The following is a 15,550-nucleotide window of genomic DNA, read 5'->3' as shown; positions in this document are numbered from 1 at the left end:
TAGATGCCCTTGTAGTATAAGTAACATCCCGAAGTCTGGGGCTAGTGTTGTGCAGAATGGTACAAACTTTTCGCGTAACCATCTCTGTGCATGAAATACACCATAAAAAGGGGCATACCGATGGAGCAAACAATACAAGATATTGTCGTCATTTTCAATGATTTTCTATGGTCCAAAGTGTTAATTATAATATTGGTAGTATGTGGTATATACTTCACCACCAAGACCCGATTCATGCAATTCCGCATGATTGGAGATATGGTAAAGGTGCTTCGAGAGCCAAAAAGCAAGGAACCAGGCAAAATTTCACCATTTCAGGCGTTCTGTATTAGTATGGCGGCCCGTGTAGGTACAGGGAATATTACCGGTATTGCACTGGCTATCGCACTGGGTGGACCTGGGGCTATATTCTGGATGTGGATCATTGCAATTATCGGATCAGCCTCCAGTTTTGTGGAGAGTACGTTGGCTCAGATCTATAAAGTGAAGGATAAGGGCGGATTCCGCGGCGGTCCGGCGTATTATATGGAACGTGGGTTGGGCAAACGCTGGATGGGGATTTTATTTGCCATTCTCATTACGTTGTCATTTGGTTTGGTCTTTAATGCGGTGCAGTCTAACACGATTACCGTTGCATTCGAAAACTCATTTGGCACGGATCGGTTAACGGTGGGTATCATTATGGCTGTGATATTTGCAGGAATTATCATGGGCGGTGTCAAACGGATTGCAAAAGCATCGGAATACATCGTTGTTGTACTGGCTGTATTGTACATTGGGGTAGCGGCTTTTGTTGTACTGGCGAATATTACGCAGCTTCCGGCCATGATTGCGTTGATCGTCAAAAATGCCTTCGGCATCGAACAGGTTGCCGGCGGAACGTTGGGCGCTGCACTGATGAACGGTGTGAAACGTGGATTGTTCTCCAATGAGGCGGGCATGGGTAGCGCCCCGAATGCCGCTGCAACGGCGGATACAACACATCCAGTGAAACAGGGACTTATTCAGGCGTTTGGCGTGCTGACAGATACGTTAGTGATATGTACAAGCACAGCCATGATTATTTTGCTATCGGGGGTATACAAAGGTTCCAATCTGGGTGGCATTGAATTAACTCAGGCAGCATTAAGTGTACATATTGGTTCATGGGCATCGGGATTCCTGGCGGTTATGGTGTTCCTGTTTGCCTTCAGTACACTAATCGGAAATTATTACTATGGAGAAACCAACATTGAGTTTATCAAATCCAACAAAGTTTGGCTGTGGGTATACCGCATTTGCGTTATCGCGATGGTGGTGTTTGGTGCGGTAGCCAAAGTACAGCTGGTATGGGATTTGGCTGACCTGTTCATGGGGCTCATGGTGGTGGTCAACCTGATTGCAATTCTGATGCTGTCCAAGGTGACTTTCGAAGCGTTGAAGGACTACAAAAAACAGAAGGCTGAAGGTCGTGATCCCGTCTTTACCCGGGACCGGATTCATATTCCGGGTGAAGTGGAATGCTGGCAGTCGGAAGAAGAAGTTATCGGAGATAAATCAATACATGTAGCCAATTAAGATTTTATCTGAACGTAGTTGGTTATATAAAATGGGCACAACAAACAACAGGACTTGGATTATCCATCATGGGCAACCCGAGTCCTGTTTGTTGCATATAAAATATATCTTTGCACTAGCCAAAGTTCATCAAAGATAAATTTTGATTAATTTTTAACGGAATAGCTGATCAGTTGTTCGGATAGAGTTTTCATTCGTTCCCCTGTTTCATTAAGCTGCTCAATCACATCCGTAAAGGATGCTACAAGCGTTGCTTGTTCCTGTGAAGAGGCTGCAATCTGGGAGACTTCAACTTCCATCTGTTTGATGACCTGTTGCACATCTCTCAGACTGGTATCGATATCACTTGTAGCTTGTTTGGCATCCACAGAGAGTTTGCGTACTTCGGAAGCAACCACACCGAAGCCGGCACCGGCTTCACCAACGCGAGCGGCTTCAATAGCGGCATTCAGGCCGAGCAAGTTGGTTTGCTCAGAGATTTCACGAATGAACCCGGCTACTTTGTTGATTTGGGAAGAGTTCTGAACAGCAAGTCTTGTGTTCTGCAAGATCTGCTCACTGGTTGCTTGCAATTCTTCGGCATGAGCGGCGACATGTTGCACCATATCAACGAGGTTACCATTGATGGTTCGATTTTCTTGTATAATATCCTCAAGTTGGTTCTGGTTCGATTGGTCGTAAGACACACAGAAAACAGCAACAACTTTTTGGTGATCATCAAAGATCGGAATGTTTAAAATATCCAGTTCGATACCATAAACTTCCTTGGAGAGAGTAGCGAGAGTCGCTTCTCTTCCGTTTTTTAAGATGGCAAAGTTTTGATACGATTCCAAGAGTGACATTCCTTTTTCAAAACCAAGATCAAATTTATCTGTCATAATGACATCTAATACTTTTTCGTGATCATATAGAGTTAAACTAGCTGGTTCTCTGAGGATCAGGCTGATATAAGGCATTACTTTAAGCAGGGCATCTACAACGTTCATGGAAGAGGACCATCCTTTCAATATTTGAATGTATTATTTTTATCGATCTATGGAATGCTCTATCTTTCATCGGACGGAAAGGGCTTTTCGTGAACGGCATTTTGTATGAAAGAATGAACATTTTATGATTAAATTTTTAAATATTTACCATTTGAACTGATTTATTGGATATAAGTGTTAGTTGTAACTATTTTTATATCAAGATATTTGTACGGATGTATATCAAATATAGGACATGTGTCCTTTTGTGTACGTTATATAGGGCAAGGAGGGAATTGGGAATGAAAGAAATTATGGACTTTGGACTTGTGCGGCAACTCGCCCGTGAGAATGGGTTGGATCAGGTGCTGGACGAGCCTGCACTCGCTGAGTTGCGACTACTTGAGGCTGCGAAGGGCGAGATGATATGTGCCAAAGGTGAACGACCCGAGCGATTGTATTTTCTCGTGCAGGGCAAGCTCAAGATCTATACCACCCTGCCTAACGGGAAGTCTCTGTTGCTTCGTTTCAGTACACCACTTGCGCTCGTGGGAGATTTGGAACTGGTGAATGGCAAGGAGGCTATGAATACGGTAGAGTCTGTGAGCAAAAGCCTGTTGCTGGGTATCAGCTATCGTGCTCTCCAGAATACGTATGCAGAGAACCCTAAGTTTCTCCACTTCATGCTGGGTCAAGTTACGCACAAATTGTATACCTTTTCCAACCTGTCGAGTCTGAATATGTTATATCCGGTCGAGAGCCGATTTGCCAGCTATCTGTTGTCCACAATGGGCCAGGACGAGTCTTCTTCGGAAGAGATCCAGACCTCCAAGCTCACCGAACTGGCGGATATGCTGGGCACCAGCTATAGACATCTCAATAGAGTTGTTCAAGATCTGTGTAATCGAGATATTATTCGCAAAGTGCAGCGGAAGCTAGTGATCTGTGATCTGGAACAGTTGCGTGTCATCGCAGGAGGCAATATATATGAGTGATGGTATTTTAAAATAAAGACCAAGCCTGCATATCTATGCGACATGACACGACACAATAAAATACAATACGGCACAACAAAGAGCACCCTCCCGAATTTACCAAGGGGTGCTCTCTTTGCTCTGCACTTCAAGTGGATTAGATATCTCCGCGTTGTTCGAACAATTGTGCGATCTCTACAATGACACGGGTGGCCTTCACCATATTGTCTACCGATACATATTCGAATTTACCGTGGTAGTTCTCACCACCAGTGAAGATATTTGGAGTTGGCATGCCCATATAGGATAGCTGAGAACCATCTGTTCCTCCCCGGATGGGGCGAATAACAGGTTCGATGTCCAGTCGGGTCATGGCTTCATGGGCAATGTCGACGATCTGGCGTACGGGTTCAATTTTCTCACGCATGTTATAGTACTGGTCATTCAATTCAACGGTGATGCTTTTCTCTCCATACTTGGTCTTCAGTTCGTTTGCGATATTCAATAGATTTGTTTTGCGCTCTTCAAACTTCGCCCGGTCAAAATCACGGATGATGTAACTCATCTTTGTCAGCTCAACATCACCCTCCAGAGACAACAGATGGTAGAACCCATCATAACCGTCCGTGAATTCAGGAGCTTCCTCCACAGGCAGGCGTCGATTCAATTCCATCGCAATTTTCAGGGAGTTCACCATCTTATCCTTTGCTGTTCCAGGATGCACGTTGGTGCCTCGAACGGTAATTTTGGCGGCTGCTGCGTTAAAGCTCTCGTATTCCAGCTCACCAAGCGGTCCGCCATCAACCGTGTACGCATATTTGGCTCCAAAAGCAGCTACGTCAAACTTGTGCGGTCCACGCCCAATCTCTTCATCCGGGGTAAAAGCAACCCGAATCTTACCGTGTTTCACTTCCGGGTGCTCAATCAGATAGGCCATCGCGGTCATAATTTCGGCAATACCTGCCTTATTATCTGCACCAAGCAACGTTGTACCATCGGTTGTGATCAGGGTATGACCTTTATACTCGTGCAGTTCCGGAAAATCCTTGTTGGACAGTACTACATCCAGTTCCGAGTTCAGCACAATATCAGCACCGTCATAGTTATCGATAACCTGTGGTTTGACATTTTTGCCAGTAAAGTCGGTCGCTGTATCGAGGTGAGCCAGGAAACCAATTACAGGAACATCCTTGTCGGTATTGGATGGCAGTGTAGCCATGACATAACCGTTCTCATCCATCGTTACATCTTGCAGACCAATGGAGGTGCATTCTTCAACGAGCAGTTTGCCCAAGGCCAGTTGGCCGGGTGTGGAAGGGCATGTCTCGCTATTTTCATCGGATTGGGTATCCATCTGAACATAAGTACTCAGTCTTTGAATTAAAATATCTTTCATCTATAATCGCTCCCTAGCTTGGATTTAATTCTTTTCGGGTATAGTATTTCCTGTGGTTCTCTATGGTTATCATATCATGTTTTGCAGTCATTTCCAGAATGGGGCAGAACCGAAATATGAGGATGACTAGGTATCAAAAAGGGTACCAAGGCACAAAAATGTACGTACTTGTGTTTCCATACGTCAGGTTCATAATAAATGATGAAGAAAGGATGTGTTCAAGACATGCCATTTATCACCGTTAAGGTACTGGAAGGCAAGTCGGTTGAGCAGAAACGTCAGTTGATTGAACGTATGACTCAGGTGGCTTGTGAGACACTGGATGTTGATCCGAGCAAAGTCTTTATCTTCATTGAGGATTTGGAGAAGGACAATTACGGCAAGAACGGAAAACTGTTTTCGGACTTAGACAAATAAGTAAGGCTTCATATATATCATGATCATGGAACAGGAGATGTAACATCAATGACTGAACAATTATTTTCCCCTTATCAATTCAAGAGCCTGCAATTAAATAACCGTGTCGTCATGGCACCAATGTGCCAATATTCTGTCACTGCTAAGGACGGCATTCCGAACGATTGGCATCAGGTTCACTATGTGAGCCGTGCGGTTGGAGGAACAGGACTGATTGTAATCGAGATGACCGATGTAGATCCGGATGGACGTATTACGGATAATGACTTGGGTATATGGTCAGATGAGCATGTGCCTGCCTTCACCAAACTTGTAGATGGAATTCATGCCTACGGCTCCAAAGTAGCTATTCAGATCGCACATGCGGGACGAAAAGCAGAGGATGCTCCGCAGCCTGTTGCCCCATCGGTAGTTACATTCCCGGGAGAAAAGTACAAGGAGCCTCGTGCATTAAGCACGGAAGAGGTAGAAGCCATGGTGCAGAAATTCGCAGACGGTGTTCGCCGCGCAGTACAGGCTGGAGTAGATACCATTGAGCTGCATGGCGCACATGGATACCTGATCCACCAGTTCCATTCCCCGCTGATGAACCATCGTGAGGATGTATATGGGCAGGATCTGTCCCGTTTTGGCGTTGAAGTCATTCGTGCAGTGAAAAAAGAAATGCCAACAGATATGCCGCTGATTTTGCGGATTTCGGCCGTAGAATATGCAGATGGTGGATACGACATCGACCACACCATCAATATCGCTCGTGCCTACCAAGACGCAGGCGTGGACATGTTCCATATCAGTTCAGGTGGCGAAGGACCTTCGGGACAGCGGAAACCGGGTAACTATCCGGGGTATCAGGTACCATTTGCCCGTCGTTTCCGTGAAGAACTGAGCGTTCCTGTAATCGCCGTGGGTATGCTGGAGGATGCAGCGTTGGCTCAGGCGGTGATTGGCAACGGCGATGCGGATCTGGTCGCGGTTGGTAGAGGCATGTTGCGTGATCCGTACTGGGCGAATCATGCGGCTCTGGAACTGGGTGTCAGCAAGGATCAAGCCGCCATTGCGGAGCAATATTCTCGTGGATACTAATTTGCTCTAAATTATACTTACACTTGCCACTCCGATGACAGAATAACCTTCCGATCTGATGAGGATAAAGGCGAAGTGTATGCTTTCGATGTAGCTTTCTTGCAGAAAACTTGTAGCGCCGCTTCTTCAGGCTATTTCTGTCCTCTGCGTTCTCGTGTAAATGTTATTGCAAATCTTATATAGTAAAAAAAGGCCACAGCATGGGTTAAACCTCATGCTGTGGCCTTATCTTTGATGAGAAGCATGTAGACTAAATTACGGATGGCTACGCTCTTCGAGTCGCTTCATAGACGAATTTTTGATTCGACTGCGTGGGTGGTTGATCCGGGTTAAAGTCGGCGTACACTTTAATGTCAGAGAAACCAATGTGTTCGAGAATTAGGCGTAACTCTTCTATGCCGTACCAACGCAAGGTAAGTTGTTGCAGCTCCGTAGCAGCAAGAGCACCCTGATGCCATTGTTCGTAGCGGATCAGACTCACTTTATATTGGTGAAGAAGGTTCACTTCAATGGTTTTCACTTCTACCGTGATCGTATCACCATCGGGTAATGAAACGGTTGATGTTTCTACAGAAGAGGGTTTTGTCACATCGGGAAGAAACAGATCAAACACGAGCCTGCCGCCAGGTTCCAAATGTTGAAATAGATTACGTAATACGTTAATCGACGCCTGTCTATCTTGGATGAGGAGCAGAGAACCTCCGGGAATGATAATTGCTTCGTATCGATATGGAAGGTCAAGCTTCTCCAGATCGGCAACGAACAACTCAGGTATGGGTAATGCCCGCTCCATACAACGGGAACGGCAAGAGTCAATCATATCGGTTGAATAATCAATTCCATCCACCTTCAAGCCTGCTTCAAGCAAAGGAATGAGCACTCGGCCTGATCCCGACATGGCTTCAAGGATACGTCCTTTGCAGCGCTGAAGATAATGGCGATAGAATTCGATGTCTCCTCCCAAGGAGTGTCCCACAGGTTTTGTTAGATCATAAACGGCGGTGCATAATGGACCATAATAACTGAATGACATAGTATAGGTGTCCCCCACATTCAAATGTATTAAAATGAAAAAGTGGAAGGGAAGTCAGCAGGATTATCCCTTCCGGCAACGGTTGGAATTGGATTTTTCAGAGCAGACTATCATAGGAATCACGCACCTTTTATGGAATATGTTCCAATTATAGGGTGTGGATAAAGCGGAGGTCAACTTCTATTCGGATAGTATACAAAATGAAATGTATAAGGAGGTGATTCGAATGGATTCATCATCAAGTGCACTGCCAGATATCCGGCAGGAACTTATGCTCCATGCACCTGTAGAGAAGGTGTGGGAGATGGTCTCGACCGAGCAGGGACTGAAAACCTGGTTCATGCCAGGCAATCTGGAACCCGTGGAAGGTCACGAGTTTATATTGGAAGCAGGCCCCTTCGGCCAATCACCATGTCAGGTGACGGAAGTTCTTCCGCTGCACAAGATTTCATTTCGCTGGGGTAAGGACTGGACGTTGACGTTCCAACTGAATGAACAGCCTGAAGGTACGGATTTCACACTGATTCACAGCGGTTGGGATGCGGATAAACTGACCGAGTTTGGACAGGCCCACGCTATCGTACGCGAACGTATGGAACAGGGATGGGCCGGAATCGTTCAGAAACTTGCTCAAGTTGTTAAATAAATCTTCATTCAATCAACCCCAGGCCATTTCGCCCGTTCATTCCGGTGAAATTCGGCCTGGGGTTCCTTGGTGTACCAAGAGCTGGCGGAAAAGATAGAAATCCTTCAAATTATAACGAATTTGACCGATTATGATACGGAAACTATTTCCGTGAGCACCAGAAACGTGTAACATGAATTATAGTGATAAATCGACAAAATTAGACGTCTCTCGCCATTGTGGATGGAAGGAATACATAGATGAGAAAACACTGGATTATGCTGACCATAAGCTTCATATGTATTGTCATTGTTCCACTGGGTTGGATCGCCCAGACGTTAATTAGCGAGCGGAGTAACCCCCAGGCTACAGATGGAAAAATTGACCTGACCCAATGGGACTTCGATCGCAAGGGTGCAGCATCTCTAAAGGGTGTCTGGGATTTCTACCCTGGGCAGTTGCTGAGTCCGGCAGATATTGAAGCAAGTGTATCCGGTCGCAAGCCTTTGCCAGCTTCGTCTGGCACTCAGGTTCCTGCCCGATGGAACAAATCTTTGGGTCAGGCGCATGGGTATGGAACCTATCATTTGCAAGTTCAGCTTACACCCCGGACGATGAAAAATGATTATGGTATACGCACACAGAATATACGCATGGCCCACCGGGTATTTATCGATGGGAAAGAGATTGGCGGCAAAGGGCTACCAGGAAAGACCAAGGCGACAGATATACAATTAAATCTGCCCTTTACAGGATTCACGTCCATTGAGGGCAACACGGCTGACATTATCATTCAGGTATCAAACTATAGTTATTCTTCCGGGGGCATTGTAGCGCCCATTTTGTTTGGAGACGAGCATAGTATTCTGAAAAGTCAGCAACAAGATTGGCTCAAGGATCTGATGGCCTTATTCGGTTTTATCTTGCCAGCCGCCTTTTTTCTACTTCTGTTCAGATTACGACGTACGGAGAAGGAGCTTCGTTTTCTCGGATTATTCAGCCTTTCTGGTGCGGTATACGCTCTGACACATGGGGAGAAGTTACTGGGTACGTTTGTACCGTTCCTGACCAATAATGAGATACTTCGGATTCAGCTTCTTAGTTCAGCCTTTGCCTATTACTTTTTGCTTCGGTATATGGATGCCCGTGTGCCAGGAGCAGTTCATCAGTGGTTTGTTCGTCTGGCTGTAGTGCTAATTATTACCCAGACCATTGTGGGTATTACGCTCCCTCCGACGCTTTTCTCGTCTCTTGAGCTTCCCATGTTGCTGATCTCGCTTGTTGTCATGTTCTATACGCTGCGAGCCATGTTCTATTGGTTGAAAGGACGACCGAATGATAGCCACTTTGCACTCGTGAGTATGATGAGCATACTCATGGTGGTTGTGTTGTATACGCTTGGTGCGTTCACTACCCTAGACACAGCGTTCTTTGCGCTGATTGAACTTTTATTATTTGTATTTGCCCAGATGATTGTGACCGCAATCCGCTTTGCACAATCATTCCGAGACGTGGAAGCCCTGTCGGAGCGTTTGCTTGCCATCGACAGCCTGAAGGACGAGTTCATGGCGAATACGTCTCATGAGTTACGAACTCCCCTGCATGGCATCATTAATATTGCCCAATCCATGCTGGAAGGGGCAGCTGGAGCAGTCACGCCCAAGCAAGCCAAAAATCTCTCCATGATTACTTCAACCGGTAAGCGCCTATCACTGCTGGTTAACGACATTTTGGATTTTGCCAAATTAAAAAATAGTGAGATTGAGTTGAAACGGGTAGCTGTCGATCTGGAATCCGTTGCACGTACCGTGGTCGAGGTATCGGGATTCACATTCGAGGACAAGCCGGTTATATTGATTCAACAATGGCCCCAGTCCTTGCCTCTTGTTGAGGCAGACGAAGATCGCCTAAGGCAAGTTCTGTATAACTTGCTGGGTAACGCCTATAAGTATACTGAGCAGGGTGAGATTCGATTGTACGCCAGTGTTGAAGGGGATTGGGTGAAGGTATCGGTCGCTGATACAGGGGTAGGCATTGCCTTGGACAAACAGGAGGATATCTTCCAGGCGTATGAGCAGAGTAACGGCACGATTGAGCGATTGAATAATGGAACCGGACTGGGTCTGAGTATTACGCGAAAACTCGTTGAGCTTGGCGGTGGTGAGATCTGGGTTGAATCGGAGCCGGGGCAAGGTTCGACCTTTCATTTCACCCTGCCTGTTATGAAGATGCCACTTTTGCAAACTCATTCGAAACCAGCTGCCGCCCGATATGTTGCTACACAGGGGGCAGGGGTGAAGGAGCTTGTGACAAGAGAGTCAGATGAACAGGATGATCTTACGGAAGCGGAGCATACGATTCTGATTGTAGACGATGACCCCGTGAATCGACAGGTATTGCTTAACCTATTGTCGACGGAGCGGTATCGTGTGATTGCAGCGGACAGCGGGTCCACTGCGTTGAAACTCCGTGAGGAGTTCCCGTCCATTGATCTTGTTATTACGGACTGGATGATGCCTAAGATGTCCGGGCTTGAGTTATGTCGCAAACTGCGCGAGCACAGTTCCTTGTCGGAGTTACCGATTCTGATGCTGACCGCCCGTGGGTTGCCTGAGGATATCAAACACGGATTCCAGGCGGGAGCCAATGACTTCCTGAGCAAACCGGTGGATGCCGGTGAATTGCGTGCCCGGGTTCGGACGTTAATTGAGATGCGGAGTTCTGTGCAGGAGGCTATTCGGACCGAAATGGCCTTTTTGCAGGCCCAGATCAAGCCACACTTTCTATATAATGCACTCAATGTTATTATCGCGACCTGTGCAGTGAATCCGGACAAAGCAACCGATCTGCTGATTGAATTGAGTCATTACCTGCGTGGAAGTTTTGACTTTCAGAACAGGGAGCAGCTTGTTCCTTTGACCAAAGAGCTGGAATTGGTGGAGTCTTATGTGCATCTGGAACAGGCGAGATTTGAGGAAAGACTGGTGGTTGAGTATGAGGTGGAATCGGACGTGCATCTATATCTGCCACCTCTCAGTATTCAGCCACTTGTGGAGAATGCCATTCGCCACGGCGTGATGGAGCGGGCAGCAGGCGGGACAGTTCAGCTTAGAATATTCAAAGAGAGCGAGCATGTAGTCGTACAGGTTCAGGATGATGGTGTAGGTATTCCTCCTGAGCGTATGGCTCAGGTTAAGTCTGGGCGCACCGAAGGTCCGGGAGGTGTCGGGCTGCAAAATATAAACCGTCGCCTGATGTCTCTCTATGGTCAGGGACTGGAGATTCATAGCCATGTGGGTAAAGGCACGCAGATCCGATTCCGTATCCCTGTGCACAAGGTGGATTATTCCAATTAGTGTGCCGAGTGAAGCAATTATGGTTAACAGACTAATAAGAGGATGCCGATAAAATCGGTATTCCTATTGAATCTTTCATGGCAGGAGGCTGAAAGAACGGTGAGAGCCATTGTGATTGATGATGAGAAGCCAGCACAGCTTCATCTGGAGCGACTACTACGAACCGACGGACGAATTACACCCGTGCAATGTTTTTCAACAGCTCGTGATGGTCTTCATTTTCTGGCAAAGGAACGTGTAGATGTTGTATTTTTGGACATTGGAATGCCCGAGATGAATGGCCTGGAAGCGGCTGAATATATACAGCAATTGGATCAGAGTATTCGTATTATCTTTGTTACGGCTTATGCGGACCATGCAGTGGAAGCATTTGAGCTGCATGCACTGGATTATGTACTGAAACCGGTAAGCTCCGCCCGATTGGCCAAAACCATTGATCGAGTTGCGGGCATAATGTCGCATCATTCCCAAGTTGCGGCCACTGCCGAGGTACAGGAATCGGAACCTGTATCTGTGGAGTTGGATACTGAAGTTCCGGGGCTGCTAACGTTCAAACATCTGGATATCTACAGAAGTTTGGATCAGGGTGCCAAGAAACATAAGTGGCGCACAACCAAATCACAGGAATTGTTTGCTTTTTTGTTTCATCACAGGGAAGAATGGGTAAGCAAGGAGATTCTGCTGGATAAGCTGTGGGGTGATGTTTCCCAGGAAAAGGGATTAACCCATCTACATACTTCCGTGTACCAGATTCGAAAGCTGTTTAAGGAATGGAACATGACAGGCAAGCTGGAGTACAATATGAACCGTTATCGTCTGTTATCAGGAAATCTGGTAAGTGATGTGGATCAATTCGAAAAATCCATGGTCTACAACGTCATCACATCAGACAATGTTGATGACTTGAGACATATGATTCCGCTTTATCGTGGCGATTATCTGGAAGAACATGATTATCGTTGGGCACAGGCCAAAGCAAGGGAACTCAGACGCAAGTATACAGCGCTGGTTATGGATATCGCGAGATGGGACATGGAGCATGGTCGCGGCAAGGAAGCGATTGAGCAATTAACGATATTACAGGAACGGGAGCCTTATTCGGAAGAGATCTGCCGACTCATGATGGAAGTGTATGCATCTATGGATGATCAGCAAGGCATACTTCGTTTATATCATTCATTTACATTGACATTAAATGAGGATCTGGGGTATCAGCCGGAGCCCGAAACAAGCAGGTTATATCAGAACCTGACGGACCAATAAACGCATGTAACGTAAGTTCAGACAGGAGGGTGAGGCATGAAGCTATTCATACACCGCAAAGATTTGCGTACGGATGATCTGGCCGCATTCGATTATTTGCGGGAACATCAAGAAGAGAGTGTGCATGTTCTCATCTACGATTCATTCCTCCTGCGGCAAGGCCGAGAGAAGGAACACAGCGGTGTGAATTTCAGGCAGCACGCAGCGGATTTAGGCAGACAGTATCTTGAAGCCAAACGAAAACTGCATGTTGCTTATGGCAAACCGGCTGAAGTGGTTGAATTCATCCTGAACGAATTCAAAGGTGAGATTAACGAGATTGTGGTCCATCGGGACATGACGCCATATGCAATCGAGCGGGATAGGGCCATACGCAAAGTTAGTGAGGCACGCGAGGTTACGTTCACACAACTGACGGATCATCTGCTGATGGATCTGAATGGATTTGCCAATTTTACAGGCAAGTCGGAGCCATATAAGGTATTTGCGGCTTTTCATCGGCGGTGGGTGGAGTTCATGAATGAACATCCCAACCCTCCTTCGGCAACAACGGTTGCAGAGTTGAAGGTGAGTGATCGTCAGATTGAATGGCCGGATGAAATGCAGGTACCTCCGGAGTTGCTGGAGGGCAGTGGTTCGAATGACGAGGACCCGCATCTGCTGTTGGATCAATTTTTGTCGGATCGAATTGCTGAATATGGGGATCATCGGGACGAATATGAGGCGTACGAGCCAAGTCATCTTAGTTCTTACGTAGCGGTGGGGGCTGTATCCATTCGCAAAATGTATGATGCGGCGAGTCGCACGGCAGAAGCGGGGGAATGGATCAGACAGTTGTGCTTCCGCGACTTCTATCTGTATCGTGCGGTCTATGAGAGTCACTATTTTACATATGAAAAGGTGTACGATCTCTCGGCTCTCCATGATGATCACTTTGAACGGTGGTGCAAGGCGGAGACTGGCATTCCGATTATTGATGCAGCGATGACGGAACTGAATGAAACCGGACATATGCCAAACCGGTTGCGGATTCTCACGGCGATGTTTCTCGCCAAAAACCTGCAATGCCCATTCACCTTGGGCGAAGCTTATTTCAGGCGCAAGCTGAGTGACTATGATAACATTCAAAACCGTGGTAACTGGTTATGGTGTGCCTCGCTTGGTGAGAATGCGGCTCCGTATTTTCGCGTGAACAATCCGGTAACGCAATCCGAGAAGTATGATCCGCAAGGTGATTATATTCGCAAGTGGTTGCCTGAGTTGAAGGATCTGCATAGCAAGGACATCCATCAGCCGCGCAAGGATGCCATTGTGGATCTGAAGGCATCGAGACAGGCAGCGATTGACGTGTATAAACAGATTTTGGCGAGTCGTGGGAAGTAGACTCAGTCAGGGGTGGGACCATGCCCAAACCCAAATTTACCATTCTCATCCGGTTGATCCAATATTCATTTGGTTGAGTGCAGGATGTTCCACAGACCGCGTACTCGCGGTCTTTTTTACATATATAGACATGAAAATAGTGTGAAATGTGTTGAAAATTTAGGAATTGTTAAGAAAATAGACTATCCATCTTAAGCATTATGGCTTTTAATAGATAGAGAGCTTTATTGTATTAAGTCATATCTGACATATTGACGAACACATTAAGGAGAAACGTAAACATGAGTGAAACACTGAAAAGAGAGCGAATTCCAGAGCTGAATCTGGTGCGTGCCATGGCAATTATCGGCGTACTGTGCGTGCATTCCACGTCCTATGCGACGGTGGACATGACGGGTTCAGGCTACTACTGGCTGTACAACTTTATTAATATCTTTATGAAATATGGTACGCCAACCTTTATTTTTATGAGCAGTTTTGTGCTGTTCTATAACTATTATTCCCGTCCACTGGATAAGAAACTCGTGAGTAACTTCTACAAGAAAAGATTTGTGTATATTTTGCTTCCGTATTTCCTGTTTTCATTAATGTATTTTGTGTTGCTGCATTTCACGCATTATCAGGGCCGACCTTTCGGCGAATCCGCAGTAAGTTTCATCACGAAATTGTTTACAGGTAAGGCCTATACACATCTGTACTTTGTATTTATTAACATGCAATTTTATCTGTTATTCCCATTGGTGTTATGGTTGCTTAAGAAATATCCTGCTGTGGTGAAATGGTCTGTTCCGATTGGACTATTGATTCAATGGGCATTCATCGTAAGTAATAAATATGGATTCCAGGTACCCAACAAGGGAAGCTGGGCGTTCTCGTATTTTTCCTATTTCATGCTGGGGGCATTCATCGGGGTGTATTTCCCTAAAATCAAGCAATGGTTTGTCATCAGTCGGGCCAATGCAACCAAAGGACGCGTAGCTTCATGGATTCTGCTCTGGGCGGTATGGATCATTGCCGGACTTGGCCATGTCTATATCTATTACCTGCTGCGTCTGAAGATCGCAACATATAACACACTGTGGTATGAATTCTTCTGGAATGTGCATACCTTTGCTTGTGCGCTGGTACTTATCCAGATTGCCTATCTTCTCTATCGCAAAGGGCCTTCACTCATTGTCAAGCCGCTGAATCGGCTTGGGGCATTGTCGTTCGGGATCTATCTGATCCATCCCTTCTTCCTGCTGGTGTATCGTGAATTTCCGCCGCAAACAGGTGTTTCCTGGTTAGTGCATCTGTGGTATGCCGGAGGATTCGGTGTAGCTCTAATCGCTTCGTGGATCGTCGTTGGATTGACGGCAAGGTTTGTTCCATATGCATGGGTCATCTTTGGCAATCTGCCAAAACCCAAACCACGACTGGTCCCACAACAGAACTCGGGCCAACTGGACGTTTGATAAGATGTATTTCCAACACAGGAATAATAAACCGTTTCTTGGTC

The 15,550-nt window shown here is 46.3% G+C and carries 12 protein-coding genes; 9 read left to right on the top strand and 3 right to left on the bottom strand.

What is annotated here, in order from left to right; all coding sequences use genetic code 11:
• Positions 1-120 precede the first annotated feature (120 nt).
• Positions 121-1,557: an alanine/glycine:cation symporter family protein gene (locus tag MKY44_RS27720; protein WP_341009515.1), complete on the top strand. Its 1,437-nt coding sequence runs from the start codon at positions 121-123 to the stop codon at positions 1,555-1,557.
• A gap of 146 nt (positions 1,558-1,703) precedes the next feature.
• Here MKY44_RS27720 and MKY44_RS31585 read toward each other — a convergent pair whose 3' ends face one another.
• Positions 1,704-2,162, bottom strand: a complete 459-nt coding sequence (locus MKY44_RS31585) for a methyl-accepting chemotaxis protein (RefSeq protein WP_445254972.1) — start codon at positions 2,160-2,162, stop codon at positions 1,704-1,706.
• A 662-nt stretch (positions 2,163-2,824) separates the two neighbouring features.
• Between MKY44_RS31585 and MKY44_RS27710 the strand changes: the two genes are divergently transcribed.
• The gene (locus tag MKY44_RS27710) at positions 2,825-3,517 is read left to right on the top strand and encodes a Crp/Fnr family transcriptional regulator (RefSeq protein WP_091035696.1); all 693 of its coding nucleotides are present in this window, start codon (positions 2,825-2,827) and stop codon (positions 3,515-3,517) included.
• Between the two features lie 136 nt (positions 3,518-3,653).
• On the opposite strand, the gene pepT is transcribed toward MKY44_RS27710, so the two are convergent.
• Complete coding sequence (gene pepT / locus MKY44_RS27705) at positions 3,654-4,892, bottom strand: peptidase T (RefSeq protein ID WP_036612135.1); 1,239 nt, start codon at positions 4,890-4,892, stop codon at positions 3,654-3,656.
• Between the two features lie 225 nt (positions 4,893-5,117).
• Here pepT and MKY44_RS27700 point away from each other — a divergent pair, with 225 nt between their 5' ends.
• Both MKY44_RS27700 and MKY44_RS27695 read left to right on the top strand, forming a co-directional pair.
• Complete coding sequence (locus tag MKY44_RS27700; RefSeq protein WP_017691642.1) at positions 5,118-5,309, top strand: tautomerase family protein; 192 nt, start codon at positions 5,118-5,120, stop codon at positions 5,307-5,309.
• 48 nt (positions 5,310-5,357) lie between these two features.
• Entirely contained in the window at positions 5,358-6,392 is a 1,035-nt protein-coding gene (locus MKY44_RS27695) for an NADH:flavin oxidoreductase/NADH oxidase (RefSeq protein ID WP_341009513.1), read from the top strand.
• Between the two features lie 265 nt (positions 6,393-6,657).
• On the opposite strand, the gene MKY44_RS27690 is transcribed toward MKY44_RS27695, so the two are convergent.
• Complete coding sequence (locus MKY44_RS27690) at positions 6,658-7,425, bottom strand: class I SAM-dependent methyltransferase (RefSeq protein ID WP_341009512.1); 768 nt, start codon at positions 7,423-7,425, stop codon at positions 6,658-6,660.
• Between the two features lie 226 nt (positions 7,426-7,651).
• Between MKY44_RS27690 and MKY44_RS27685 the strand changes: the two genes are divergently transcribed.
• From MKY44_RS27685 to MKY44_RS27665, 5 genes are all read left to right on the top strand, one after another.
• Positions 7,652-8,071: an SRPBCC family protein gene (locus MKY44_RS27685; RefSeq protein ID WP_341009511.1), complete on the top strand. Its 420-nt coding sequence runs from the start codon at positions 7,652-7,654 to the stop codon at positions 8,069-8,071.
• Positions 8,072-8,310: 239 nt separating this feature from the next.
• Positions 8,311-11,406, top strand: coding sequence for an ATP-binding protein (locus tag MKY44_RS27680; protein ID WP_341009510.1), 3,096 nt, complete (start codon positions 8,311-8,313; stop codon positions 11,404-11,406).
• Between the two features lie 99 nt (positions 11,407-11,505).
• Entirely contained in the window at positions 11,506-12,669 is a 1,164-nt protein-coding gene (locus MKY44_RS27675) for a response regulator (protein ID WP_341009509.1), read from the top strand.
• Between the two features lie 36 nt (positions 12,670-12,705).
• Complete coding sequence (locus MKY44_RS27670; protein WP_341009507.1) at positions 12,706-14,052, top strand: cryptochrome/photolyase family protein; 1,347 nt, start codon at positions 12,706-12,708, stop codon at positions 14,050-14,052.
• A 281-nt stretch (positions 14,053-14,333) separates the two neighbouring features.
• Entirely contained in the window at positions 14,334-15,506 is a 1,173-nt protein-coding gene (locus tag MKY44_RS27665; protein ID WP_341009505.1) for an acyltransferase, read from the top strand.
• The last annotated feature ends 44 nt before the right edge of the window (positions 15,507-15,550 follow it).

The organism is Paenibacillus sp. FSL R7-0026, assembly GCF_038004485.1.
Classification (GTDB): Bacteria; Bacillota; Bacilli; order Paenibacillales; family Paenibacillaceae; genus Paenibacillus; species Paenibacillus xylanexedens_A.
Note: the sequence above shows the minus strand (reverse complement) of the source record. Positions and strands in the feature narration are given on the sequence as shown.